We start from the raw sequence: 23976 nt of genomic DNA, 5'->3' as shown, positions 1-23976 counted from the left end.
CGCGATGGACACGGGCATCTCGCGCCGCGCCGCCGCCAGGATCGCGGCGGGCGCGTTCGCCGCCGGACTCGCCGGGCCGGTGGCGGCGACGCCGCGTTCGGTTCAGGTCGTGCAGCATGCACGGCTGACGGGCGGCGATGCGGCGGCCGGCCGCCCGGCGGTGTATTACGACGTGCTCGAACCGGCCGGCGGGGTGACCCGCCCGCCGATCCTGATGATCCATGGCGGCGCGCATACTGGCGCGTGCTTCCTGGCGACGGCGGACGGACGCCCCGGCTGGGCGCAGCATTTCGCCGCGCGCGGCCACCGCGTGCTGGTGCCCGACTGGCCCGGAGTCGGGCGCAGCGGCGGGGTGCCGCTCGACCGGCTCGACGGCGCGCTCGTCCAGGCCGGGCTGGCGGACGTATTGGTCGCAGCGGGCGAGCCGGCGATCGTGCTGGCGCATTCGATGGGCGGCACGTTCGGCTGGAAGCTGCTCGAAGGCCACGGCGCGCGCATCCGCAAGCTGGTGGCGGTCGCGCCCGCGCCGCCGGGCAACATCCAGCCGGCCGCCGCCGTCGTCGCGCGCGGCACCGGCTATATCGACGTCCGCCAGCCCGCCGGTGTCATCCGCCTGCTGCCCGACGCGCCGTTCTTCCCGCCGCGCGCCTGGGCTGAGCGCAAGCTGATCGGCACGGGCGCGCAGTTCCCGGCCGACCGGCGCGAGGCCTATCTCGCCTCGCTGCAACCGATCGCGCCGCGGCTGCTGCTGGAGCGCACCAACGTCGACGGGCGGCAGCTGCGCATTGCCGACTTCGCCGGCTTCGCGGGCAAACCCGTGCTGCTGGTGGTGGGTACCGACGACTTCGACCACACCGAGGCGGCCGACCGGCCGATCGTCGAGTGGTTGAACGCCAATGGCGCGGATGCGTATTTCCTCGCGCTCGGGGAGCGAGGCATCTCGGGCAATGGCCACATGATGATGCTGGAGCGCAACAGCGACGCCGTTGCCGCGCTGCTGGCGAAATGGATCGACGGCTGAGCCGGATCAGGAAATCAGCGATATCGCCTTGATCTGGGTATAGCTGAGCAGCTCGTCCAGGCACTCCTCGCGCCCGATGCCGGAGTTCTTGAAACCGCCATAGGGGAAGGCGGGGTAGTGAGCGCCGACGCCGTTGACCCAGAGATAGCCGGCCTCGACCGATCGGGCCGCGCGCAGGGCGGTGCCGATGTCACGGGTCCAGATCGCGGCGGTAAGCCCGAACTCGACGTCGTTGGCGATCCGGATCGCCTCCTCCTCGGTCCGCCACTTCAGGATCGACAGTACCGGGCCAAATACTTCCTCGCGCGCGATGCGCATGTCGGGCGTCACGTCGGCGAACACGGTGGGCTGTACCCAGAACCCCCTGGCGAAGTCCGGGCCCTCGGGCCGACCGCCCCCGGTAACCAGTCGGGCCCCTTCCTCGCGACCGATCTGCATGTAGCGCAGCGCCTTGTCCGCCTGTGCGCGGCTGTTCATCGGTCCCATCCCACACGACGCGTCGCCCGGTGGCCCCACCTTGATCGCGGCCACCGCCGCGCCGACCGCGTCCACCATGCGATCGTAGATGTCCTCGTGGACCAGCAGGCGGCTGGTCGAACCGCAGGATTGGCCCGACCACACGAAGTTCATGCCCGCCACCGCGGCCCTGGCGGCCGCGTCGAAATCGGCGTCGGGATAGACGATCATCGGATTCTTGCCGCCCAGCTCGAGCGTGACGGTCTTCACGCAGGTCTCCGCCGCCGCCTGCTGGATCGCCCGCCCGGTCGCGGCGGAGCCGATGAACGCGATGCGCGGAATCAGCGGATGCCGGGCGATCGCGTCGCCGACCGGCATGCCAAGGCCACTGACGATGTTCATAACGCCGGCGGGCAGGACGTCGCGGCAAATCTCCCCCAGAATCATTGCCGACAGCGAGCTCGTCTCGGGCGGCTTCAGGACGACGCTGTTGCCGGCCATGAGCGCGGCGGCGGTTCGCGCGGCCGCGAACATGAAGGGATGGTTGAACGGGACGATGCGGCCGACGACGCCGAACGGCTGACGCAGCGTGAGATGCCAGCCGTCGGCGCTGGCCGGCACGGTCTCGCCCTTCAGTTCATAGCCCAGGCCGGCGTAGTGATCGAGCGACCAGATCGCGTTCTTCAGGTCGCCCCGCAACGATGCTTCGGTGTTGCCGGTATCCGCGACTTCCACCGCCAGGATCTCGTCATGGCGCGCCTCGATCGCGCGCGCGACGGCGCGCAATGCCGCGGCGCGTTCCTCGACCGAGCGCCGCCCCCAGCCGCCGGACGCCTCATGCGCGGCCGTCGCTGCGCGAGCGACGTCCTCCGCCGTGCCCGCAGGCACCTCGCCGACGAGGTGCTCGTCGACCGGATCGACGGATCGAAGCCATTCGTCCGACAGGCTCGAAACCAGTTCCCCGCCGATCAGCATCGGGCGTCGGCCGATGGTATATGTCACGCCACGTCTCCTGCAAGGCGGCAGCAGCCGCATTCTCAAAAGACGGGAATAGTGCACGAAAGCGGCCTGCCTAGTGGCTCCCATGCCGATAGTGTTACCGAGACGGTAACAGGGCGCTCCGTCTGTCATCTCCTTGCCGGCGGGCGGGCGCGCTAACCAGCCGCGGAGAACAGCCAGAGAGCGCGGCGGCGCCCGGCTCGGGGAGGATGCATGACGATGCCAACGATGTTCCGGAAACGATCCGACCGGCTGCGCCTCGGCGCGACGACGGCGATGGCCGTTGCGATCGTGACGGCCGCGCCCGCCGCCTCGCCTCCCGCCGCCGCGTTGTTGCGGGTGGACCATGGCATCGTCATTAGTCACGTCACGGTCGTCGACACGCGCGATGGTTCGCTGGCCCGCGACATGGCGGTGGTCATCGACGGCGACGCGATCACGGCCGTCCGCCGCGCCCGCGACGTCACGACATCGGGTGCCGCGAAGCTGATCGACGCGCGCGGCAAGTTCGTCGTGCCTGGCTTCCTCGACATGCACGCGCATCCGCTGACCTCGGGCAGCGCCGCGACCGACCTGCGCGTGATGCTGTCGCTGGGGGTGACCGGGTTCCGCCAGATGAACGGCTCGCCCGAGCTGCTGGCCCGGCGCAAGGCGGGCGAGCTGATGCCGCCGGGCGCGCCGACCCTGCTCGCGATGCCCGGCACCATCCTGGTGGGTCCACCATTCGCGACGCCGGAAGCGGCGGTGGCGGAGGTGCGGCGGCAGAAGGAGCAGGGCGCCGATTTCATCAAGGCCATCGACCTGCCGGCGGCGGCCCTCTTCGCCGCGCATGCCGAAGCGAAGGCCGACGGCCTGACGATCACCGGACACCTGTCGCCGTTTGTCGACGTGCGGCGTGCCGCCGCGATGGGGATGGACGGCATCGAGCACCTTGGTCCGCGCGAGTCGCTCCTGCTCGGCTGTTCCTTGCAGGAAGCTGCGTTGCGAGCCGACCCGCCGTCGGCATCGCAGCGGCCGCAATCTCCCGGCGTTCAGGCCGGGCAGGGCGGGCCGCCGCCGGGGGTGGCCGCGCGCGCGCTGGCGAACCCGATCGCCTTCACGCCGCCCGCGGCATTTGCGCGGTATGCCGTGGTACTCGACAGCTACGACGCGGCCAAGTGCCGCTCGCTGGCGGCCGAGTTCGTGCGCAACGGGACCTGGCAGACACCCACGCTGATCCGGCTGCGCACCATGGAGTTCGGCGACGACCCCGCCTATGTTCAGGATCAGAACCTGAAATACGTGTCGCGCCCCAATCGCGAGCTGTGGCTGTCCGTGGCGCAGCAGTTCCGCACCACCATCGGCGCGCCCGCGCGGGTCGAGCTCAACCGCCTGTTCGAGGCGCAACTGGCGCTCACCAAATTGTTCTACGACGCACATGTGCCGATGATGGCCGGGTCCGACCTGGGGGGCGGGTTCGTGGTCGCGGGCTATGGCCTGCATCAGGAGTTCGACCTGCTCGCGAAGGCCGGCCTGCCGCCGCTCGCGGTGCTGCAGATGACGACGCTTAACGGCGCCAAGTATCTGCACCGCGAGGATACGATGGGGACGGTGCAGGCCGGCCGGGTCGCCGACCTCGTCCTGCTCGACGCCAACCCCATCGCCAGCGTCGTCAACCTCCATCGGATCGGCGGCGTCGTGCACGGCGGACGCTATTACGCCCCCGCCGACCTCGAAGCGATCCGCCGCCAGGCGGCGGACGAGCTTCGATGAACGCCGGGCTGGCCGACGCGCCGGCCGGCATGATCGGCGAGGGCGTCGCGGACCCCCGCGCTCGCCTGATGGCGGCACCGATGAGCCGCTTCCAGTGGATGGCGGTGCTGCTCACCGTTGCACTTTGCGCGTTGGACGGGTTCGACGTGCTCGCCATCACGTTCGCCGCCCCTGCGATCGCGAAGGGCTGGGGGATCTCCAAGGCCGGACTGGGCTATGTATTCTCGGCCGGGCTGTTGGGCATGGCCGGTGGCTCGTTCTTCATCGCGCCCCTGGCCGACGTGCTCGGACGGCGGCCGCTGGTGCTGATCAGCCTGGCGATGATGGCGATCGGCTCCTTCTGCGCCGCGCTCGCCGGCAACATTCCGATATTGCTGCTCGCGCGCGTGTTTACCGGTCTCGGCGTCGGCGCCATGATCGCCGTCATCAACCCGCTGGGCGCGGAATACGCTAACGAGCGCCGCCGCGAGATCGCGCTGAGCCTGCTCAACATCGGCTATCCACTCGGCGGAGTGGTCGCCGGGTTCGTCGCCGCGATGCTGCTGCCCGCGTTCGGATGGCGCGCGATCTTCCTGACCGCGGGCGTGCTCGACGTCGTCATGCTCGGCGTCGCGTTGCTGCTGCTGCCCGAGCCGATGGCGTTCCTGATGGCCCGTCCGCGCGCCGACACGCTCGCCCGCGCCAACGCCTATCTGCGTCGCTGCGGCCATCCGCCGGTCGAGGCGCTGCCGGCAGCGCCGGTCAGGCAGGCCGCGCCGACCGTGCAGCTATTCCGCGACGGTATGGCCGCGCTGACGATCAAAGCCACGGCGATCTATCTCCTCTATGTCATGTCATTATTTTACATGCAGAATTGGCTGCCCACGCTGGTCGCCGATCTTGGCTTCTCGCCAGCCGTGTCCGCGGGGGTTGCGATGCTCATGAGCCTGGGCGGCATCGCAGGCGGCTTGCTCGTCGGCCTGCTGGCAAGCCGGTTCGGGCTGAAGCCGATAGTGGCCGGGGCGATGATGCTCGGGGCGTCCGCCATCGTGCTGTTCGGGCTCGTTCCCGCCGACCTGCTGCTGTTGCGCGTAGCCGCGATCGTGGTCGGTATTGCGCTGTTCGCGGGCATGATCGGCAATTATGCCGTCATGTCGCGCACCTTTCCGGTCCGTATGCGCGCCAGCGGGACCGGCTTCGTGATCGGCATCGGCCGGCTCGGCAGCGTGCTATCCCCGATCATCGCGGGCACCTTATTTGCCGCGGGCCTTGGCGGCATGAACGTGTCGGCCGTGATGGCCGTACCGGCATTGCTCGCGGGGCTGTTGCTGATCACCTTCCCCGTCGGCGCCGGCGAGCGGGCCTAGATCAATGTGCCGGCAGGGATTGCGTCGGGCAAGTGCCGCACGGCGCTCCGTTCAGGAGAGTTGACGATGTCACGAAGGCTTCTGCTGGCGAGCGCCGCCCCCATCCTGCTCGTCGCCGCGTCCGGCGCGGCGAGCGCGCAGACCTCGGCCGCGGGGGGCCAGTCGGGCGCGACGCCGGCGCCGTCGGACGTGACCCAGACCGGCTCGGCCACGACGGCCGCCCCCTCCCGGTCCGCGGCGGCCCCACAGTCCGGGACCGATGCTGCGACGACCGGGCTGGGCGACGTCATCGTCACGGCGCAGCGCCGGTCCGAAAACCTGCAGCGGGCAGCCGTGGCGGTCGACGTGGCATCCGGCAGCAGCCTGGTGGCCAACGGCATCACCGACACCAGTGCGCTCGGCTTCGTGGTGCCGGGGTTGACCGTCGTCGGGACCAACTACTTCCTGCGCGGCGTCGGCAACTTCACCGTCACGCCCTATGCCGACCCGGCCGTCGCGTTCAACCTCGACTCCGTGTACATCGGGCGGCCCGCCGCGACCGTCGGTCCGCTGTTCGACCTGGAACGCGTCGAGGTCCTCAAGGGCCCGCAGGGCACCCTCTACGGCATCAACGCCACCGGCGGCGCCATCAACGTGATCCCCGTGAAACCCGAGCTCAATCACCTGGGCGGCTATGTCGTCGCGAGCTACGGGAACTACAACACCTACAATGTCGAGGGGGGCATCAACCTGTCGGTCGGCGAGAACGCCGCCGTGCGCGTGTCCGGTAACGTGCTGGGCCATGACGGCTATCTCTCGGACGGTACCAGCGACCAGAAAAGCCGCGCCATCCGTGGGCAGTTGCTCGTCGAGGTCAGCCCCGCGGTGAACGTCCGGGTATCGGCCGACTATGCCCATATCGGCGGGGTCGGCGCGGGCACGTCGTTCCTCGCGACATCGGCCTATAACCGCGTCACGGGCCAGTATGTGTTCGGTCCCACCGGGCTCGGCGCGGACGTCGGGCTGTACGATCCGCGCGCCCAGGCGCTGCTGCAGACGCAGGTCGCCGGACCGTCGGGCCGCAACTTCGGCCCGCTGCCCCGCCGCCCCTATCAGGACAGCGACCTCTACGGCTTCAACGGCGAGATCAACGTCACCACCGGCGTGGGCAAGCTCACGATCATCCCTGCCTTTCGCCACAATTACATCAGCAACGTCACCGCCGCCCCCGCCTTCGTGACGGGACCGACGCCGGAGCGCGACAGCCAGACCAGCGTGGAAGCACGCTTCGCCGGGACGCGGCTCGGGATGTTCGAATATACCTTGGGCGCGATTTACTTCCACGAGATCGACAACGGCCATTTCACCGTCGACCAGCAGTTCCTGACCGCGTTTCAGGACTATCGCAGCAAGACGGACAATTACGCCGCGTCGGGCCGCCTGACGGCGCACCTGACCGAGGCGTTTCGCCTGGTGGGCGGCCTCCGCTATACCGACAGCGAGAAGCGCTTCGACGGGTTTTCCGAGCGTCTGACCGTCGTGTGCACACTGCGCGTCGCCGGCGTCCCCACCTGTCCCACGGCGCCGCTGTTCCCGTTCTCCCTGACGCCGCAGGGCCAGCCGCTGCCGGTGCCGACCACCAACGGCGGCGTCGCGCCGATCATCGGGACCGGCGCGATCGTGTCGCGTGGCGACGTCAGCGTCAACGCGCCGCTGTCGAACAAGCGGGTGACGTGGCGCGGGGCGGTCGAGGTCGACGTCGCCCCGCGTTCGCTGGCCTATGCCAGCGTGGAGACCGGGTTCCGCGCCGGCGGCTTCTCGCTGTCGAACGGCTACGAAACCTATCAGCCGGAATATATCACCGCCTACACCGCCGGGCTGAAGAACCGTTTCTTCGACAACCGGGTCGAGCTCAACCTCGAACTCTTCTACTGGAAGTATCGCGACCAGCAGATCTCGCACCTGGGCGTCGACCGCGCCGGGCAGACGGGCAATTTCACCCAGAATGTCGGCCGGTCGATCAATAAGGGGTTCGAGATTTCGGGCCGCGTGCTCGCGACGCAGGACACGGTGCTGACCGGTAACGTCCAGTATCTCGACGCCACATACCAGTCGTTCCTGTTCCAGGTGCCGGTCACCGGGGGCGTGCCGCCCCTGACCGGCTGCACCCTGACGGCCGCCAGCGCGACGCTCGACAACGTCGATTGCTCGGGCAAGCCGGCGTTCAACTCGCCACGCTGGACCGTCGATCTCGGCGTGCAGCAGACATTCCACCTGGGGGATTATCGTCTCCAGGCGCTGGTGGACACGCAATATCGTTCGGGCCGCTATATCGCCTTCGATTATGTCGCGCCGGAATATCAGCGACGCACCTGGCAGACCAACGCGCAGTTGATCTTCTCGCCGGAAAGCGGCCGCTATTCGATCGCCGCGTTCGTGCGGAGTGTCGAGAACAACCGCTATCTGACCGGCGGCGGCAACTTCGGGGGCCTGTTCGAGCTCGGAACCGCCAATCCGCGCACCTACGGCGCGCGGGTCTCGTTCAGCTACTGACCGGGGCCGACGGACCGGCGACGACCGGCGCATGGAGCGTGATGCCACGCGCCGGCCGGTCGTCGCGCCCGTCGCCGATCAGCGGAAGTTTACCCGCGCCGTCAATCCATACGTACGCGGCGCCTGACCGTAAGACGTCGGATAGCCGATCGCCTGGCTCGACGCATTGAAGATGATCCGCTCGTCGAGCAGGTTACGCCCCCAGATCGAGAAGGTGTAGCGCTTGTCCGCCGTCGTCCAGGCGAGCGAACTGCTAAGCAGGCCATAGGCCGGCTGGCGCAGGAAATTGTCCGCCTCGATGAAATAGTCGCCATTGTACGATCCGGTGACATTGACGTGCAGCGAGCCGGCATCAAACGCGCGTTCGTAATCGCCCGACAGCGAAGCGACGAACTCCTGCGCCTGCGGGATGCGGCGTCCGGAGGCGTCGATCGCGATTAGCGTCGCGCCGCCATCGACCCGGGGGGTGCTGCCGACCGCGTTGCGGTAGTCGGTGAAGTTGGCGTGGAGCGCCTCCAGCCCGCCCGACAGGCTGAGCTCGGGCGTCAGGCGCGCGTTGAAATCGACGTCCAGCCCGTAGAGCTCGGCCTTGGCGCCGTTGACGATGCTCTGCGTCACCCCGACGAACTGCGTGATCTGGAGATTGCTGTAATTGTAATAGAAGCCGCCGACGTTGAAGCGCAGGCGATGATCGAGGAGCTCGGTCTTCAGCCCGACTTCATAGGCGTCGAGCCGCTCTGGCAGATAGGCCGGATTGGACGGATTGAGGATATTGAACCCGCCGCTCTTGATGCCGCGATTGTAGGAGACGTAGCCGAGCACGTCGGGGCCGAACTGATGATCGAGCGCAATGCGCCAGGTCGGCTTGCGGATCGTCAGCGCGGGCGGGGCGAAGGGGACGTCGACGACCGTGCCGTTGAACCGGGTCATCCGGATCAGGCCGCCCGACAGCTCCCGCTTCTCATAGGTCCAGCGCGCGCCCAGCGTCAGCTTCGTACCCTCGAACAGGCCGATGCCGAGCTGCCCGAATGGTGCCACCGATTCGGTCGTCTCGCGGCCGAACGTATCGGTCCGCTGGTTCACCGTTGGCGGCCCCACCGCCGCACGGTAGAAGGGCGGGTAGAAGTTCCGCTGAACTTGGTTCGCCAGACGGTTGTCGTAATAGAAGACGCCGGCGGTCCAGGTGAAGCGGTCGCTGTTGCGCGAGACTAGCTGGAGTTCCTGGGTAAAGTCGCGGTTGGGCTGGTTGCCCGGATCGACGCGGACGTAGAAGACCGGTACGCCGACCGGTGCGTCGTCGAACAGATAGGCGCTCGATCCGCGACGGTACGAGGTGATCGAGACGAGCCTGGCGAAGTTGAAATCGTGATCGATCTCCAGGCTCGCGCCGCCGCCCTTGAAGGCGGTGTAGGGATCGATCGGCGAGTAGGTGTCGAACTTGCTGCCCAAGGCCCCGATCGGCCGCACCAGCGTCGTGCCGTCGTAGGGCACGAAGGTGAAGGCGCGCTCGCGGCGGTCCATATAGTCGCCGATGATCGTCACGTCGGTGCCCGGGCCGGCTTCCCATCGCAGCTTGCCGCGCAGCGACAGCGAATGCTGAAGCTGGAAGGTGTCGTTGCCGGTGACAAGGTTCGTGCCGTAGCCGTTGCCCTGATGGGCGTAATCGACCGAAACGCTCGCCGCCACGCCGTCGCCGAGCGGACCGGACAGAAACGCGCCGGTGCGGAGCGTGGCATAATTGTCGATCCCCGCATGCACCTCCGCCTGCGGCGTCCGCGACGGCGCGCGCGTTGTGATCTGGATAACGCCGCCGGTCGCGTTGCGGCCGAACAAGGTACCCTGCGGTCCCTTGAGCACCGCAACCTGTTCGATATCCGGCAGCTCGCGGATGCCCTCGCGTTGCTGCGGGATGTAGACGCCGTCGATGTACAGCGCGACGGGGTTCTCGACGACGTTGCTCGATGTGCCGATGCCGCGCAGATAGGGCTGGAATGCGCCCGACACGTTTCGAGAATTATACCCTGGCGCGACGGTGTTGAGAGTCGCCAGACTGGTGACGCCGGCGGTCGCGAGTTGCGGGCCGCTGATTGCGGTGATGACGATCGGCACCCTTTGCAGGTTTTCCGACCGGCGCTGCGCCATGACGACGATATCGCCAAGCCCGCCACTCGGCGTCGTCGTCTGGCCGGCGGGGGACGATGGATCGGGCGATACGCCGGCCGCTGGTGCCGCGTCCACGGGCACCGCCGGCGTCTGCCCCGTGCCGGGCGCAGTCTGCGCAGCCGCCGCCGTGCCGGCAATCATCAGCGCCGTGGCGACGGCGGTCAAGGATGTAGTCGTGTTCATGTGTCCTCCCCTTTTTTATGCTAATGCCACCGCCGGCCTGTTGGCCTGGTGATGGATGGTGTCGGTCGTTCAGATGGCAAGCAACTCGTGCCGCTCGGCCAGCGCCGCGAAATCCGGGTCCAGCCGTCGCAACCGGGCGTCGCTGACACGGCCGGTGCGCTTCATGTAATTATAGGCGAAGGCCGGCGGATCGAGGTGCATCCGCTCGTCTACCGTCTCGTACCACAGGATGCTTTTCATCGCCGCGTCCTGGAACTCGTCGGCGCCGCGGCGCCGGTTCTGTTCGAAGGTCGCCAGCGTCTCGAGGATGTTGCCGCCGCACGCCGCCAGCGCCTCGGCCAACGCGATCGCATCCTGCATCCCGACCCGCGTGCCCGAGCCGATCGAGGGGTGCACCGTCTTTAGCGCATCGCCGATCAACACGACGTTGCCATGGTGCCAGTGGCGGCTCGTGACGAACTCCGGGTTGAACCAGCCCGACCGGTTGCCGACCAGCGGCGCGCCCGCCAGGAACGGCTCGAACACCCGCGCGCAGAACGCCCTGCTCTCTTCTTCGCTGGCCGTGTCCAGCCCCGCCGAAGCCCATGTCTCGGGGCTGCACTCGATCACGAAGGTGCCGAGTTCGGGCGAGAAACGATAGCTGTGCGCTATAAAGGTGCCGTGCGGCGTCGACTGGAAGATGAGCCCGACCGAATCGAGCCGCTTGGGCGTGGCGTACCAGACCCATTTGTTGCGCCGCGCTTGCTTGGTCGCCTGGAAATGGTCGTTGAGCGTGGTGCGGATCGCGCTGTTGACCCCGTCGGCGCCGACGATCAGGTCATAACCGTCGAGCGTCGCCGGATCGCCGACCCGCCGTTCGAAGTGAATCGCGACGCCCGCGTCGAGCGCGTTCTTCTGCATCGCCTGCAACAGGCGGACACGGCTGATCCCCATGAAGCCGTTGCCTTTCACCGCGATCGCTTCGCCCTTGTGGACAATCGTGATGCGGTCCTGGAACTCGGCGATGGCGCTGATTGCAGCCTTCAGCCCGGGATCGACCGCGGCGAGGATGTCGAGCGCGACATCGGCGAGGACGACGCCGAAGCCATAGGTGGCATCCGGCGGGTTCTGTTCGAACACGTCGATCCGGTGCGCCGGGTCGGCCTGCCGGGCGAGCTTGGCGAACAGCAGCCCCGCGGGCCCGCCCCCAACCACCGCGATGCGCGCCATCGATCACCCCTCATGTCACGCATTCGTCGCGTCAGTCGATATATTGACGGTGGCGTGGAAGTTTGGCAAGCCCGGATTTAGACGGCCGGGCAGGGATGCACACGATGTCAGACGCTGTGACGACGCAAATGTTGACGCTGAACGGCGTCGATCACACCGCCCGCCCGACGTGGAAGCTGCGCGAGACGGTGGAGTTCTATCGCGACAAGCTCGGCCTGCCGCTGGTCCATGCCATCACCGCCAAGGGCTGGGGGCGCGAGAAGGAGGAACACGCCGACTTCATACATTTCTTCTTCGATGCGGGAAACGGCAGCACGATCGCCTTCTTCTATTATATCGGTACGGCCCAGCCGCCCGCATTCCAGATCCCGCGCGGCTACATGGCGATGGCGAACCACACCGCCTGGCGGGTCGAGACGGAGGAGGAACTGCTCGCCTGGCAGGCGAAGCTTGAGGCGGCCGGTGTGAAGGTCAGCCAGTCGATCAAGCACGAGATCCTGGAATCGGTCTATTTCCGCGATCCCAATTTCTATCCGCTGGAGATCACGCGTCCGCTGCGCGCGGTGGAGCGGATCGACGGCATCGACGCGGAGATCACGATCGCCGCAGCGCTGGACTTGGCCGATGCCGGCGAATGGACGACGATCGAGCAACTGTGGCGCGTCAAGGCGCGGTATGTCGCCGAGCACCAGCGCGAGGCCGCGCCCGCCGCATGAGCGGCTTCTACGTCCTCGACGTGCCCGAGTTCGCGCCCGTCGTCGCCGCGGCTGGCACGCTCGATCGATGCCGGGTCCATGCGGCGCGCGCCGGCTATATCTATGTCGAGTTCGATGGCGAGATCGAGCTTGCGCGCGCGGCGACCGGGCTCGGCGCGGCGGTGTGGTTCGGGTGCCTCACGGGCGGGCTCGACGGCAAGATTGTGCGGTTCGATGCCACCCGCATCCGGCTCGCGCCGACCAACGAGCCCGTGCTGCCGGACTGATCTACCCCGCAGGCTCGCCGGACATGGCCTCGATCAGGGTCAGGTTCCCCCGGATCTCGGCCGCCAGGCTGGCGATCGTCGCTGCATTCTTGTCTGGCGTCGTGCGGTGCAGCAGCGCGCAGGCGTTGTCCGCGATCATGTCCGCCACCGCCGCCAGCGTCGCACCGTGATCCGGCTGGAACCACCAGGCGGTCCACATCGCCATGCCGATGATCGAAAGCGCCGTGACCCGGCTATCGACCGCACGGGCCTCGCCCGCCAGGATCGCCGCGTCGACCAGTGCGATCAGCTCGTTCAGGATCTGGCGCTTTGCGGCGACATGGACCCTGGCGATCGCGGGCGGCAGCTCGGCCTCGCTGCGATCCATCAGGCGGAAATGCGTGTGGGGGTCGGCAACCCACAGCACCAGGCGTCGGACCACCTCGCGGATCGCCGCCGTGGGCGGCAATTCCCGCTCCCGCACCTCGCGCAGCATGGTCGCGATCGGCAGCGTCACGCCGCGGATCAGCTCGGCCAGCAACGCCTCCTTGTTGGGATAGTAATGATAGATCGACGAGCGGCTGAGCCCGACCGCGTCCGCCACGTCCTTCAGGCTCGTCGCCGCGAAGCCGCGCGCGGCAAACAGGCCGGCCGCCTTGTCGAGCACATCGCCGGCCAGCAGTTCGCGGCGCGTGGTAGAGGACGGTTCGGCCGCTCCCGGCCTTCCGGCGGGGGACGGCGCGGCCGAAGCCGGCATCCTCGCCTTTCGCACCCCCGATGCAACCATGTCATCCATCACCCGCTATACCGATCGCGCAATACGGCCCGGCGCGACCCCGGCGCAAGGGACCCCAAGCACCGGCAGGGTCGCGGATCTACAAGCAGCTTCAGAAAAAGGACGATCCCGTGGGCAAGGTAATAGCGATCACGGGCGCGAGCAGCGGCATGGGCGCGGCGACCGCTCGCTATCTGGCGGCGCGCGGCGACCAGGTCGTGCTGGGCGCGCGCGGCGCGGACCGGCTCGCGGCGGTGACGGAGCGCATCGTCGCCGCCGGCGGCGAGGCGGCGCAGGCGGTGATCGACGTGACCCGGCGCGCCGACCTGGCGAGGCTGGTGGCGTTGGCGGGGGAGCGGTTCGGGCGGCTCGACGTGTTGGTCAGCAATGCCGGCGCGATGCCGATCGGACCGATCGACGACCTCGCGGTCGACGATTGGGAGCGGATGGTCGACGTCAACATCAAGGGCGTGCTCTACGGCATCGCCGCCGCCCTCCCCGTCTTCCGCGCGCAGGGGACAGGGCATTTCATCACGATCGCCTCGACCGCGGCGCGCAAGACGGTGCCGGGACAGTCGGTCTATTCCTGCACCAAGGCGGCGGTCGTCGCGCTATCCGACGGGCTTCGCCAGGAGCTGGCGGGCGCGATCCGCGTCACCGTCATCTTGCCGGGGTTCACCGACACCGACTTCGTCGCGCACGTGAAGGACGAAGCGCTCCGCGCGCAGCTCGAACAGGCCGGCGCCAAGTTTGCGATGTCGCCCGAAGCGATCGCGCAGGCGATCGGCTATGCGATCGATCAGCCCGCGGGCGTGAACGTCGGCGAGATCGTCGTGCGGTCCACCGCCCAGCCGTGACGTCGTCCGGCGGAGCAGCGCAGCGGTCGGGCGCGTCGGGTCGCGGGGCGGTAGCGAGCGGCCGTCTTGCATGATGCGCATTCATTGCCACTTAGGAAGCCATCGGCGGCCTGCAGGAGACGAACATGAAGGTTGCGATTCTGGGTGCGAGCGGTCGCGCGGGTTCCGAGATCACCAGCGAGCTGGCCCGTCGCGGCCATGAGGTGCTGGCCATCGCGCGCAAGCCCGAGGCGATTCCCGCGGCCCCCGGGGTTACCGCGGTCGCAGGCGACGCATCCGATCCCGCGGTGCTGGCCGGCCTGATCCGCGGCAGCGATGCGGTGGTCAGCGCGCTTCATTTCGACGTGACCGCCGAGACCCTGCTGTCGGCGCTGCGGCAGGCCGGGGTCGCTCGGCTGCTCGTGACCGGCGGCGCGGCGAGTCTCAAGGTCGCTTCGGGCGAGCGCCTGATCGACACGCCGGACTTTCCCGAGGACTGGAAGAGCTTCGCGATGGGCGGGATCGCCTTCCTTGCGGCTCTGCGCGAGGAAAAGGCAATCGACTGGACGTTCTTTTCACCTGCCGCGGTCATCTTCGAAGGCCCGCGGACCGGCCGTTACCGGTCGGGCGGCGACGAGCTGGTGACCGACGATGCGGGCGACAGCCGGATCAGTTTCGCCGATTATGCCATCGCCATGGCCGACGAGCTGGAACAGCAGCGCCACAGCCGCGCGCGCTTTACCGCCGCTTATTGAGCCACCGGCGACGATCGCTTGCCGGCATTGTCGAAGTGGCCGCACCCTCAAGGTGCCGAAGCGTTGTCGAGGGCTGCCGAGGCACGGTGCGAACCCACCTAGCTACGCCGGAACCGCTCCTCCAGCCAGTCGCGGATCGCCTGTCCCGCCAGCGACCGGCCCGGCTCCTCGCCCGCCGCCAGCGGCTGGCCGTGATGGTCGCCGCGGAAACGGTGGCGGGTGCGGTCGGCGGCGGGGATCGCGGCGAAGATCCGCTCGACATCGGCCGGAAAGACCACTTGGTCGCCGCTATATTCGATCAGCAGTGCCGGCTGCTCGATCGCTGCCGCGGTCTCGAACAGGTTAGCGCGCGAGGTCAGCCCGGACCAGGTCGACAGCCACGCCTCGGGCGTGCAGAAGCGCGCGAAGCCGACCACGCCAAAATTGGTGGCGTAAGGGTCCCGGCTCCAGATCGAGCCGACCGCGCGGTCGGACGGGTCGAGCGACAGGTCCCAGCAGCGCAGGTCGGCGTCGGTGCGCCAGATCGTCATCGCATTGGTATGCGCGCCGCGGATACGGTCGGCGCGGTCGCCGCTTTGCTTGCCGCGCGCGCGCGCCGAGAGCCGGTCGGCGATGAGCGCCCGGGCGGTCGCGTTGAGCCGCGCGACCCGCGCGCGCTGGGCGGCGCGGAACCGTTCGACGAACGCGGCGGGATAGCTTGCGCCGCCGGGGGCATAGCCGTTGACCGGATCGAGGAAGTCGAGGTCCGGATCGATGCCGAGCGGGTCGTGCTCGTCGGTCACCGAGGGGTCGATGCAGTTCATCAGCACGACGCCCTGGCCGGGATGCGGCGACACCAGCACGATCCCGTCGGCGTGCGGCATCTCCGAGTCGCGCAGACCAGTGGCGCGGCCGCCCGGCGTCCGCTCTATCCTTGCCTGGGGTGCGAGCAAGGATTGCTGGTTGTAGAAGCCGTACAGGCTCGCGCCGCCCGAATTGCCGATCAGCACGATCCGGCCGAAGCGTTCCTTGAGGAACGACAGCCCCGCCGCCACGTCGAGCAGCGTGATCTCGTGTTCGAGCCTGAGGTCCGACCCCACCGCGCGCGAGGTCTGGGTGAACACCGAATAGCCGGCGGCGAGCAGCTCGGGCACCAGGTAATGCGTCGCCAGGAACTCGCGCGGGTGCATGATGCAGGCGACCACGTCCGATCGCCCGGCGGTGTAGAGGAAGCCGTTGACCGCCACGCCGTCCGCGGTGCGCAGCGGGTGGACGGTCACTGCCGCGCCGTCGGGCAGACCGCCCATCGTCCAGCCGGCGTTGCGAAAGCCGGCGGTCGCCTCGCGCTCGCTCACGCGTCCTGCCGCGTCTCGGCCGCGATCGCCGCGGCCACCAGCTCGCGCAACGCCGCCTTGTCGGCCTTGCCGACGCGCGTCAGGGGAAAGGCGTCGATCCGCTCCACACGCTCGGGCAGCTTGTACTTGGCGATACCCAGGCCGAGCAGGAAGGCACCGAGCGATGCCACCGTCGGACAGTCGCTGCCCACCTGCGGGATGACATAGGCGCACACCTTCTCGCCATAGATCCGGTCGGGCATCGCAACGACGCGGATGTCGGCGATATCGGGATGGCGCGCCGCCAGGGTTTCGATCTCCTCGGCGCCGATCTTCTCGCCGCCGCGGTTGATGTTGTCCTTGATCCGCCCCTCGAACGAATAGCAGGTGACGCCCTCGATGACGTGCGCGCGCATCAGGTCGCCCGAGCGCAGGAAACCGGTGGACGTGAAGCTCGCCGCCGTCGCCTCCTCGTCACCTACATAGCCGGTCAGCGTGCTCGGCCCCCGGAAGCACAGCTCGCCGACCTCGCCGAACGCGACCTCCGTCTCCTCGCCCGGCACCAGCAGCCGGACCTCGTCGCCCGGCGAGATCGGATAACCGATCGTGCGGTGCCGAATCGCGGCGCAGTCCTGCGGCGAGGCGGCGAACACCATGCCCTCGGTCATCCCGAACATCTGGCCCACCGGCAGGCCGACATGGCGTTCCACGGCTTCCGCACTGGCCAGCGCGAAGAACTGCCGCAGCGAGCCGATGTCGTGACGGTGGAGATCGCTTACCTCCAGCAGCTTCGCCGCGACCGGACCGACGCTGCCGGTGAAGGTGACCCGGTGGCGGCCGATCAGCTCCAGCATCTCGCGGACGTCGAGCCGCGACTGCAGCACCAGCGTGCGCCGGTCGAGCGTCACCGGCAGCACCGCGAACATCGTGCCGGCGTTGTGGACCAGCGGCAGCCCCCACAAGGTGACGTCCGCGTCCGTCAGCCCGTAGCGCTGCGACAGGTGCCGCACCGCGCCCAGGTATTCGCCGTGCATCCGCGGGATGATCTTGGGCAGGCTGGTCGACCCGCCCGACAGCTGAAACACGGCGACATCGGACGCGCTGGGCGCCACCGCCGCGGTCCGCGCCCGCGCCTGCGCCAGCGGATAGGCCCGCGCCGCCGCCGCCAGTGAAACGCAGCCCTCGCGCTCGCCCCGGACAACGACGACATGGTCGAGCGTGGCGCAGGTCGCGGCCAGTGCCTGCGCGAAGCCGACCTGGTCGAAGCTGGGATTGCAGTCCGCCTGGACGAAGATGGCCCTGGCGGCGGTCTTCGCCGCGAAATGCTCCATCTCGACCGTGCGATATTGCGGCAGCGTGCAGACCGGTACAACGCCGGCCTTCATGCACGCGTAAAAGGCAGTGAAATAGTCTCGCGTGGTACCGAGCTGGAACAGCACCCGGTAGCCCGGCCGCAGCCCCAGATCAAGCAGCGCCGCCGCGACCGACTCGCTGTCTGCGTCCAGCTGCGCATAGGTGGTGGCGCCGTCGCGGTCGATCACCGCGGCGGCGTCGGGCCGCTCGGCGGCGGCGTGGCGCAGCGTGTCGCCGATACTGAGGTCGAGCCAATTGCCCTCCGCGATCTGCGTCAGCGCCTCGGCCGCCGGCCGGTAGCGGACGCCGTCCAGGGCATAGCGAGGGACGGCGGCAGCACCGCTCGCTGCGCCGGTCGTTGTACCGCTGGCTGCCGACTGACCTTGCATCATCCTCACCCGTCCGATCCGTGGATCGCCGTCCCGCAACCCTGTCCACGATCGCGTCGGGTTTTCCACGCAAATGTCGACAGCGTCAAGCGCGGGGCGGTCGCGCTGCCCTCTTTCCACGCGGCTTGTCATCTCCCGTCGACGGGGATAGCGACACTTCGACGGATGTGTCGAAGGGAAACGACGGTGAACCAGCTCCTGCCTACCACGCTGGTCGGATCGTACGCGATGCCGGAATGGCTGATCGATCGCGCGCGGCTGGCCGATCGATTTCCCCCTCGGGTCCGCGCGCAGGAACTCTGGCGCGTGCCGCCGGAGCGGCTGGAGGAGGCGCAGGACGACGCCACGCTGATGGCGATCCACGAGCAGGAGCGCGCGGGGCTCGACATCATCACAGACGGCGAGATGCGGCGGGAGAGTTACTCGAACCGCTTTGCGACCGCGCTCGAGGGGGTCGACATGGACAATCATGGCACCGCGCTCGACCGCAGCGGGCATCCCAATCCCGTGCCGCGCGTCGTGGGCCGCATCCGCCGGACGCGTCCGGTGCAGGTGCGCGACATCGAGTTCCTGCGCCGCCATACGAGCAAGCCCATCAAGATCACCGTCCCCGGCGCCTTCACGATGGCCCAACAGGCGCAAAACGACTTCTACCCGACCATGCGGGAGATGGCGCTCGACTATGCCGCCGCGGTCAACGAGGAAATCCGTGACCTGTTTGCCGCCGGCGCGGACATCGTGCAGATCGACGAGCCCTATATGCAGGCGCGGCCCGATCAGGCCCGCGAGTTCGGCGTCGAGGTGGTCGACCGCGCGCTCGACGGCATCGCTGGCGAGACCGCGCTGCACATCTGCTTCGGTTATGCCGCGATCATCCATGGCGACCGGCCCAAGGGCTATGACTTCCTGCCGGAGCTGGCCGCCTCCAGCGTCCGTCAGGTCTCGGTCGAGACCGCCCAGCCGCGGCTCGACCCCGCCGAACTCGAGCCGCTGCGCGACAAGCGGATCATGGTCGGCGTGATCGACCTCAACGATCCGGCGGTGGAGACGCCCGAGGTGGTCGCCGACCGCATCCGGCGCGCGATGACCCGGGTGCCGGCGGAACGGATCATCGTCGCGCCGGACTGCGGCCTGAAATACCTGCCGCGCGACACCGCCTTCGCCAAGATGAAGGCGATGGTCGACGGCGCGGCGATCGTTCGGGCGGAGGTAGGGGGCTGATCGCGGAAACCGCTTCCGCGCGGTGACACGGATGCCCCGAAACGGACTATATGGCTTTCGCAGGGGCGAACACGATGGCGGCCTCGACACGATTGCGCCCGTGGTCCTTGGCGCGATACAGCGCACTGTCAGCTGCCTGGACGAGCATGTCCGGCATGGTGATCGTGCTGCCTGGCCGGGCGAAAACGTTGGCGACCCCGATGCTTACGGTCACCACCGCGCCCGGTCCGACGCCGGCATGATGAACCCCCAGCGCCACGACGGCCGTGCGGATGTCCTCGGCAATCTTGACGGCGTCGCCCATGGGGTCGCCGAGCAATAAGGCGAACTCCTCGCCGCCATAGCGAGCGGCTACATCGGTCGGCCCGCGCGCGGCAGCTTTCACCACGGTCGCGACCGCGTGCAGACAGCCGTCGCCCGCCTGATGGCCATAATGATCGTTGAACTTCTTGAAATGGTCGATGTCCAACAGGATCAACGCCATCTGCGATCCGGTGCGGACGGTGCGGCGCCATTCGTGATCGAGCGCCTCATCGAGGGCGCGGCGATTGGCAAGGCCGGTCAGACTGTCCTCCAGCGCCTGCGAGGCCCAGCGGGTTTCGGCGCGCTTGCGCTCCGTGATGTCCCGCAGGACGAGCACCGCTTCCGACACGGCTGGATCACTCCCGGGCATCAGCTTGGCGCTGGCCTCTACCCAGACCTCCCGGCCGTCGGGGCGAACGGTCCGTGCTTCCGTCCGGACTTCATCGAACTGTCCCGATCCGATCCGCGCCATCGCGGCGGCGACGGCGGGATGGTCGTCCGGCAGGATGTACAGCATGGCCGACGTCCCGACCATCTGCTCGGGCTCAACCCCGAACAAGACCGATGCAGAGGGCGAAACATAGCGAAACACGCCGTCGTGGCCGATGCGGCAGATCACGTCGGAGCTATATTCGGCGAGCGACCGAAAGGCTTCGTCGGCTACGGTCACACTGGCGGGCGCCAGCGGCTCGCGAAACAATTTGGCGAGGGAACCGATAAGCGGGATCACGTTACAGGCCTTGTAGACACTCCCCCTTGGCTCGTCTGCGTAAAGATATCCCTAAACGCCCTACGGCGCCGGATTAGCCGGAGATGACCGCGGCGTCGCGGCGGACCGACACCCAGGTGCGCCTTTCACCGCATGGCGCGCCGGCGCTTGCGAGGGAGGATCGGCTTGCCGGCCGGTCACGGCATGACGGTACGCCAATGCTCGGGTAGCCGGCCCGCCTTGCGAAAGGACTGGATGAAGCGGAAACGGTCGGTTCCCGTCTCGGTCGCTGCCCTTGCGCCGTCCGGCGCGATGGCGAGGACGTGCGATCCCGGGCCGGCATAAGCCGGCCAGGTCGGCAGCCCGGGGCCGTTGGGATCGCCCCGGGTCGCGAAATTGGTCCAATAGGCGGTCATCAGCTCGCCCGTCGCGCGGTCCCGCGGACCGGGTTCGCCGACCCCGCGCCCCAGCATCGGCGAGCCGAGGTTGCCGAACACGTATTTTACCTCGGCGGTATGGTTGGCGACCGGCGAATAAGGCGAGGTGAACGAGAATTGATAGGCGTAGACGCCGGTCCGCCGGGCGTGCTGTTGCAGGGCGAGCAGCTCCCAGGTCTGCTGCGAGATGACCAGATCGCCGATCAGCGTGGCCGATGACGTGGCCGGATCGGCCGAGGGATAGACCGCGTCGGCCGCTGCCGTCCGGTCGGTGCCGAACAGGCTGGCCAGGCCGGTCGCGAAGGTCCGGGGCGTGTCGTGCGGCAGGGCGCGCGGCAGGAACAGCGGTGCCTCCTCCTTGTCGTTCCAGCCGGCGAGCAGCGGCACCCTGGCCGCGGCGCCGCGCGTGAATACCGCGGCCGGCGCCTCGTGCAGCACATAGCCATCGACGCTCGGCGCGAACGCGGTCGTGCCGGGGTCGAGCCGGATATCCCACGCGGTCGCGGTGTTGAGCCGGTCGGCCGGCATCGCGCGCAGCGCGGCAAGATCGGTCGCGCCCATCCGCTGCTGGAAGGCCGTGCCGCGAGCGAGCGCCTCGCCATGCGTCGCGATCGAGCCGTGCTCGCTGTCCCAAAAGGCGCCGCTCTCGGCGATCGCCTTGGCGAACAGGCCCCTGGCCGGCGGCGACGCCATCAGCATTCCGACCGCGTGCGCGCCCGCCGACTCGCCGAAGATGGTGACGTTTGCCGGATCGCCGCCAAACGCCGCGATGTTGGCGCGAACCCAGCGCAATGCCGCGATCTGGTCCTGCAGGCCGTAATTGCCCGATGCCGGTCCCTCGCGGTCGAGCGCGGGATGCGCCAGGAAACCGAGCACGCCCAGCCGGTAGTTGATGCTGACCAGGACCACGCCGCGCTTCGCCAGCGCGGTCCCGTCATAGCCGGGCTGTGCCGATGATCCGAACACAAAGCCGCCGCCATGGATCCAGACCATGACCGGACGCTTGCCGGTCACCCCCGCTGGCGGCGTCCACACGTTGAGCGTCAGGCAGTCCTCGCTTTCCACCACCCTCGACGGAGGGCCCGGCAGCGGCGAGGCGAAGCAAGGCGTGCCGAACCGCGTCGCATCGCGCGGGCTCGTCCAGCGCGCCGCCGGCTGCGGCGGGCGCCAGCGCAACGGCCCGACCGGCGGCGAGGCATAGGGAATGCCCTTGAAGGCGACGACGCCGCCGTCGGCCACGGCACCGTGTACCGGGCCCGAGCCGGTGACGACATCGAGCGTCTGGGCTGCGGCAGGGGTGGCCGTCATGAGCAGCAGGGCAGTGAGGGGCGGGACGGAAGGTTTCATGAACGACCTCTGGGGGTAACAGGACAGGGGGAAGGCACGGGGCAGTCGTCAGCGATCGCCGGTGCGCGTGAGCAGCGGGTGAACGATGCGTTGCTCGACCGCCACGCGCCGGCTTAGCCGGGCGAGCATGTCGGCGACCGAATGGCGATACCCGTCCCAGTCGGCCGTCACGGCCGCCGAAGGCCAGCGCGCGACATGGTGCGCCGCAGCCTCGTGATAATCGTGCAATACGCGCCGATACTCGTCGATCGCAGCCCGCATACGCGCATCGGCCGCACGACGCAGGGCCGGGAGGACCGCGCCGTCGACGTGCTGCAGGTGGACGCGCAGCGCCCGCGAGAAACGCAGCCTTGCGCTCGCGAGAACCCCGCCGTCGGGTGACGTCCCCAGCGCGATCAGACGTTCCAGGTCCAGCGCGGCGGCCTGGACGTCGTCGTTGAACGCCGTCAGGTCGATCGACAGGCGGTCGATGTCGGCTCCGCCACCGGCATACGATGGGGCGTCAGCCATCTCGCGGCTCCGCCCCGTGCATGAAGGCCGTCAGGATGGGGTTGAAGGCGGGCACGAGGTTGGGAAAGTGATTGGGGGAGGCGACGATACGGTGCTGACCGCCGCCGACCGACGCCACGCGCGCGCCGACCGCGTCGAACGACTGGCTCCAGCCCCCCGTCACGACCAGCAACGGAATGCCCGCCGCCATGACCACCTCCAGTTCCGTGCGGAGCGTCTGCGCGGAGGGAACCTTGAGCCTGGCGATGCCGCGTCCCATCGCCTTCCGCTCTTCGCGGGTCGAGCCGCCGCGAATGCCGCCGGGGATGCCGATCAGCCTGGCGAAGCGCATCGCGCGGCGCTCCGGCGAAAACGAAAAGACGAGCGTCGCCACCAGCTTCAGGACGAAACGGCGGACATGCGGATCGTCGATCGCCAGCTTCTGCATGCCCGGCTCGATCAGCGTCAGCGAGCGCACCGCATCCGGGCGGCGGGCGGCGGCGGCGAGCGCGACGCAGCCGCCGAAGGAATGGCCGACCAGGTGCGCACCGTCGCCGAGCAGGTCCGCCACCCAGGCACCGTCGGCCTCGGCATCGTCGGGCCGGCCGGGGGCGGGGCTGGCGCCATGACCGGGGCGATCGGGCACGACGAGCTGCCAGCCCTCTTCGCCAAGCGCGCGCTGCGCGGCGAAATGATGGTCGCCCCCGACCTTGCTTCCTTGCGCGCTGCCGTGGACGAGCACGACCCTGGGCCCCGATCGCCCCCAGCGGGTGAGGTGGATGTGGTCCGGGCTCGACATGGCGTCCTACGGTCTCACGATACGGCCGCCGGACAGGGCCGTCCGGCGCGCTCCTGAAGTGGCAATTCCATGCGGCAAGCACCGCGCCTGCGCCGCACGCCGCCGGAAGCGCAGAGGCCGGATGCCGATCACGGCGCCCCCGCGCCTGGACGGTGGACCCGCGCCATGGCTGCCGAACGCGTCCGGGTGCTCGGATGGACCCGGCGCATCAGGCCGGAACCGGTTCCTTGCGGTCCGCCCGGAAAGGCTCGGCGTCGACTTCGTAATTGTGGACGAAATCGTGCGGGACGTCGGGACCCCAGTTCGCCAGGCTGTCTTCCATCTCGTAGTTGGTCGGCGTCCACAGCGCGTAATCGTCGATGTGATCCATGTCGGAATAATATTCGAACCAGCTGCCCCACGGGTCCTGGATATAATGGAAGAAATTGGACCCGATCGTGTGCCGCCCGAACCCCCAGTCGCCGAGCTTCGCCTTGGCGAGCAGCGCGCGGCCGCCGCGGCCGACCTCGTCGGGGTCGTTGACCATGAAGCTGCCGTGATGGAAGCCGACGCCCGGCGATTTCGCAAAGGCGACGACATGATGGTCGCTGTCCTTGCGCGCGCAGCAGAAGGCGATGATGTCCTGCGC

General features: G+C 68.7%; 19 protein-coding genes and 1 pseudogene. 9 read left to right on the top strand and 11 right to left on the bottom strand.

The genetic code is table 11. From position 1 onward, the window contains the following. Positions 1-4 precede the first annotated feature (4 nt). Positions 5-1021: an alpha/beta fold hydrolase gene (locus ACFE7K_RS10345; RefSeq protein ID WP_375398111.1), complete on the top strand. Its 1017-nt coding sequence runs from the start codon at positions 5-7 to the stop codon at positions 1019-1021. 6 nt (positions 1022-1027) lie between these two features. Here ACFE7K_RS10345 and ACFE7K_RS10340 read toward each other — a convergent pair whose 3' ends face one another. After that, positions 1028-2479: an aldehyde dehydrogenase family protein gene (locus ACFE7K_RS10340; RefSeq protein ID WP_375398110.1), complete on the bottom strand. Its 1452-nt coding sequence runs from the start codon at positions 2477-2479 to the stop codon at positions 1028-1030. A 210-nt stretch (positions 2480-2689) separates the two neighbouring features. Between ACFE7K_RS10340 and ACFE7K_RS10335 the strand changes: the two genes are divergently transcribed. The 3 genes from ACFE7K_RS10335 (at position 2690) to ACFE7K_RS10325 (ending at position 8106) form a co-directional block, all read left to right on the top strand. After that, a complete protein-coding gene (locus ACFE7K_RS10335; protein WP_375398109.1) occupies positions 2690-4228 on the top strand; it encodes an amidohydrolase family protein in 1539 nt (512 codons plus the stop codon). Then, positions 4225-5574 carry an MFS transporter gene (locus ACFE7K_RS10330; RefSeq protein WP_375398108.1) on the top strand — a complete coding sequence of 450 codons (1350 nt, stop codon included), beginning with the start codon at positions 4225-4227 and terminating at the stop codon, positions 5572-5574. Before ACFE7K_RS10335 ends, ACFE7K_RS10330 begins: the two co-directional genes overlap by 4 nt. A gap of 66 nt (positions 5575-5640) precedes the next feature. After that, the gene (locus ACFE7K_RS10325) at positions 5641-8106 is read left to right on the top strand and encodes a TonB-dependent receptor (protein ID WP_375398107.1); all 2466 of its coding nucleotides are present in this window, start codon (positions 5641-5643) and stop codon (positions 8104-8106) included. A gap of 78 nt (positions 8107-8184) precedes the next feature. Here ACFE7K_RS10325 and ACFE7K_RS10320 read toward each other — a convergent pair whose 3' ends face one another. Continuing rightward, positions 8185-10452: a TonB-dependent receptor gene (locus tag ACFE7K_RS10320; RefSeq protein ID WP_375398106.1), complete on the bottom strand. Its 2268-nt coding sequence runs from the start codon at positions 10450-10452 to the stop codon at positions 8185-8187. A gap of 69 nt (positions 10453-10521) precedes the next feature. Further along, positions 10522-11661, bottom strand: a complete 1140-nt coding sequence (locus ACFE7K_RS10315; RefSeq protein ID WP_375398105.1) for an FAD-dependent monooxygenase — start codon at positions 11659-11661, stop codon at positions 10522-10524. 104 nt (positions 11662-11765) lie between these two features. On the opposite strand from ACFE7K_RS10315, the gene ACFE7K_RS10310 reads away from it, so the two are divergent. Together ACFE7K_RS10310 and ACFE7K_RS10305 are read left to right on the top strand one after the other, a co-directional pair. Further along, on the top strand, positions 11766-12377 hold the full coding sequence (locus ACFE7K_RS10310; protein WP_375398104.1) for a VOC family protein: 612 nt from the start codon (positions 11766-11768) through the stop codon (positions 12375-12377). Beyond that, complete coding sequence (locus ACFE7K_RS10305) at positions 12374-12643, top strand: hypothetical protein (RefSeq protein ID WP_375398103.1); 270 nt, start codon at positions 12374-12376, stop codon at positions 12641-12643. Before ACFE7K_RS10310 ends, ACFE7K_RS10305 begins: the two co-directional genes overlap by 4 nt. Before the next feature lies 1 nt (position 12644). Here ACFE7K_RS10305 and ACFE7K_RS10300 read toward each other — a convergent pair whose 3' ends face one another. Next, on the bottom strand, positions 12645-13379 hold the full coding sequence (locus ACFE7K_RS10300; RefSeq protein ID WP_375398102.1) for a TetR/AcrR family transcriptional regulator: 735 nt from the start codon (positions 13377-13379) through the stop codon (positions 12645-12647). A gap of 149 nt (positions 13380-13528) precedes the next feature. Here ACFE7K_RS10300 and ACFE7K_RS10295 point away from each other — a divergent pair, with 149 nt between their 5' ends. After that, positions 13529-14254, top strand: a complete 726-nt coding sequence (locus ACFE7K_RS10295) for an SDR family oxidoreductase (RefSeq protein WP_375398101.1) — start codon at positions 13529-13531, stop codon at positions 14252-14254. 125 nt (positions 14255-14379) lie between these two features. Beyond that, complete coding sequence (locus tag ACFE7K_RS10290; protein ID WP_375398100.1) at positions 14380-14988, top strand: NAD(P)-dependent oxidoreductase; 609 nt, start codon at positions 14380-14382, stop codon at positions 14986-14988. A 98-nt stretch (positions 14989-15086) separates the two neighbouring features. Here the strand turns inward: ACFE7K_RS10290 and ACFE7K_RS10285 are convergent, their stop codons facing one another. Then, positions 15087-16322 (bottom strand): hypothetical protein, encoded by a 1236-nt coding sequence (locus tag ACFE7K_RS10285; RefSeq protein ID WP_375398099.1) that lies wholly within the window; start codon positions 16320-16322, stop codon positions 15087-15089. Next, a complete protein-coding gene (locus ACFE7K_RS10280; protein WP_375398098.1) occupies positions 16319-18046 on the bottom strand; it encodes an AMP-binding protein in 1728 nt (575 codons plus the stop codon). The genes ACFE7K_RS10285 and ACFE7K_RS10280 overlap by 4 nt, the downstream gene beginning before the upstream one ends. Positions 18047-18229: 183 nt before the next feature. Here ACFE7K_RS10280 and ACFE7K_RS10275 point away from each other — a divergent pair, with 183 nt between their 5' ends. After that, positions 18230-19264 carry a uroporphyrinogen decarboxylase family protein gene (locus ACFE7K_RS10275; protein WP_375398097.1) on the top strand — a complete coding sequence of 345 codons (1035 nt, stop codon included), beginning with the start codon at positions 18230-18232 and terminating at the stop codon, positions 19262-19264. A gap of 46 nt (positions 19265-19310) precedes the next feature. Here the strand turns inward: ACFE7K_RS10275 and ACFE7K_RS10270 are convergent, their stop codons facing one another. The 5 genes and pseudogenes from ACFE7K_RS10270 to ACFE7K_RS10250 form a co-directional block, all read right to left on the bottom strand. Then, complete coding sequence (locus tag ACFE7K_RS10270) at positions 19311-20297, bottom strand: GGDEF domain-containing protein (RefSeq protein WP_375398096.1); 987 nt, start codon at positions 20295-20297, stop codon at positions 19311-19313. 176 nt (positions 20298-20473) lie between these two features. Next, positions 20474-22060, bottom strand: a complete 1587-nt coding sequence (locus tag ACFE7K_RS10265) for a carboxylesterase/lipase family protein (protein ID WP_375398095.1) — start codon at positions 22058-22060, stop codon at positions 20474-20476. A gap of 48 nt (positions 22061-22108) precedes the next feature. Beyond that, positions 22109-22570: a hypothetical protein gene (locus tag ACFE7K_RS10260; RefSeq protein ID WP_375398094.1), complete on the bottom strand. Its 462-nt coding sequence runs from the start codon at positions 22568-22570 to the stop codon at positions 22109-22111. Then, positions 22563-23348, bottom strand: coding sequence for an alpha/beta fold hydrolase (locus tag ACFE7K_RS10255; protein ID WP_375398093.1), 786 nt, complete (start codon positions 23346-23348; stop codon positions 22563-22565). Before ACFE7K_RS10255 ends, ACFE7K_RS10260 begins: the two co-directional genes overlap by 8 nt. Positions 23349-23556: 208 nt before the next feature. Then, positions 23557-23976: pseudogene (locus ACFE7K_RS10250) on the bottom strand (hypothetical protein); the annotation flags it as partial.

It is taken from the genome of uncultured Sphingomonas sp., assembly GCF_964244265.1.
In the GTDB taxonomy this organism is placed as follows: domain Bacteria; phylum Pseudomonadota; class Alphaproteobacteria; order Sphingomonadales; family Sphingomonadaceae; genus Sphingomonas.
This window is presented reverse-complemented; position numbering and strand designations above follow the sequence as displayed.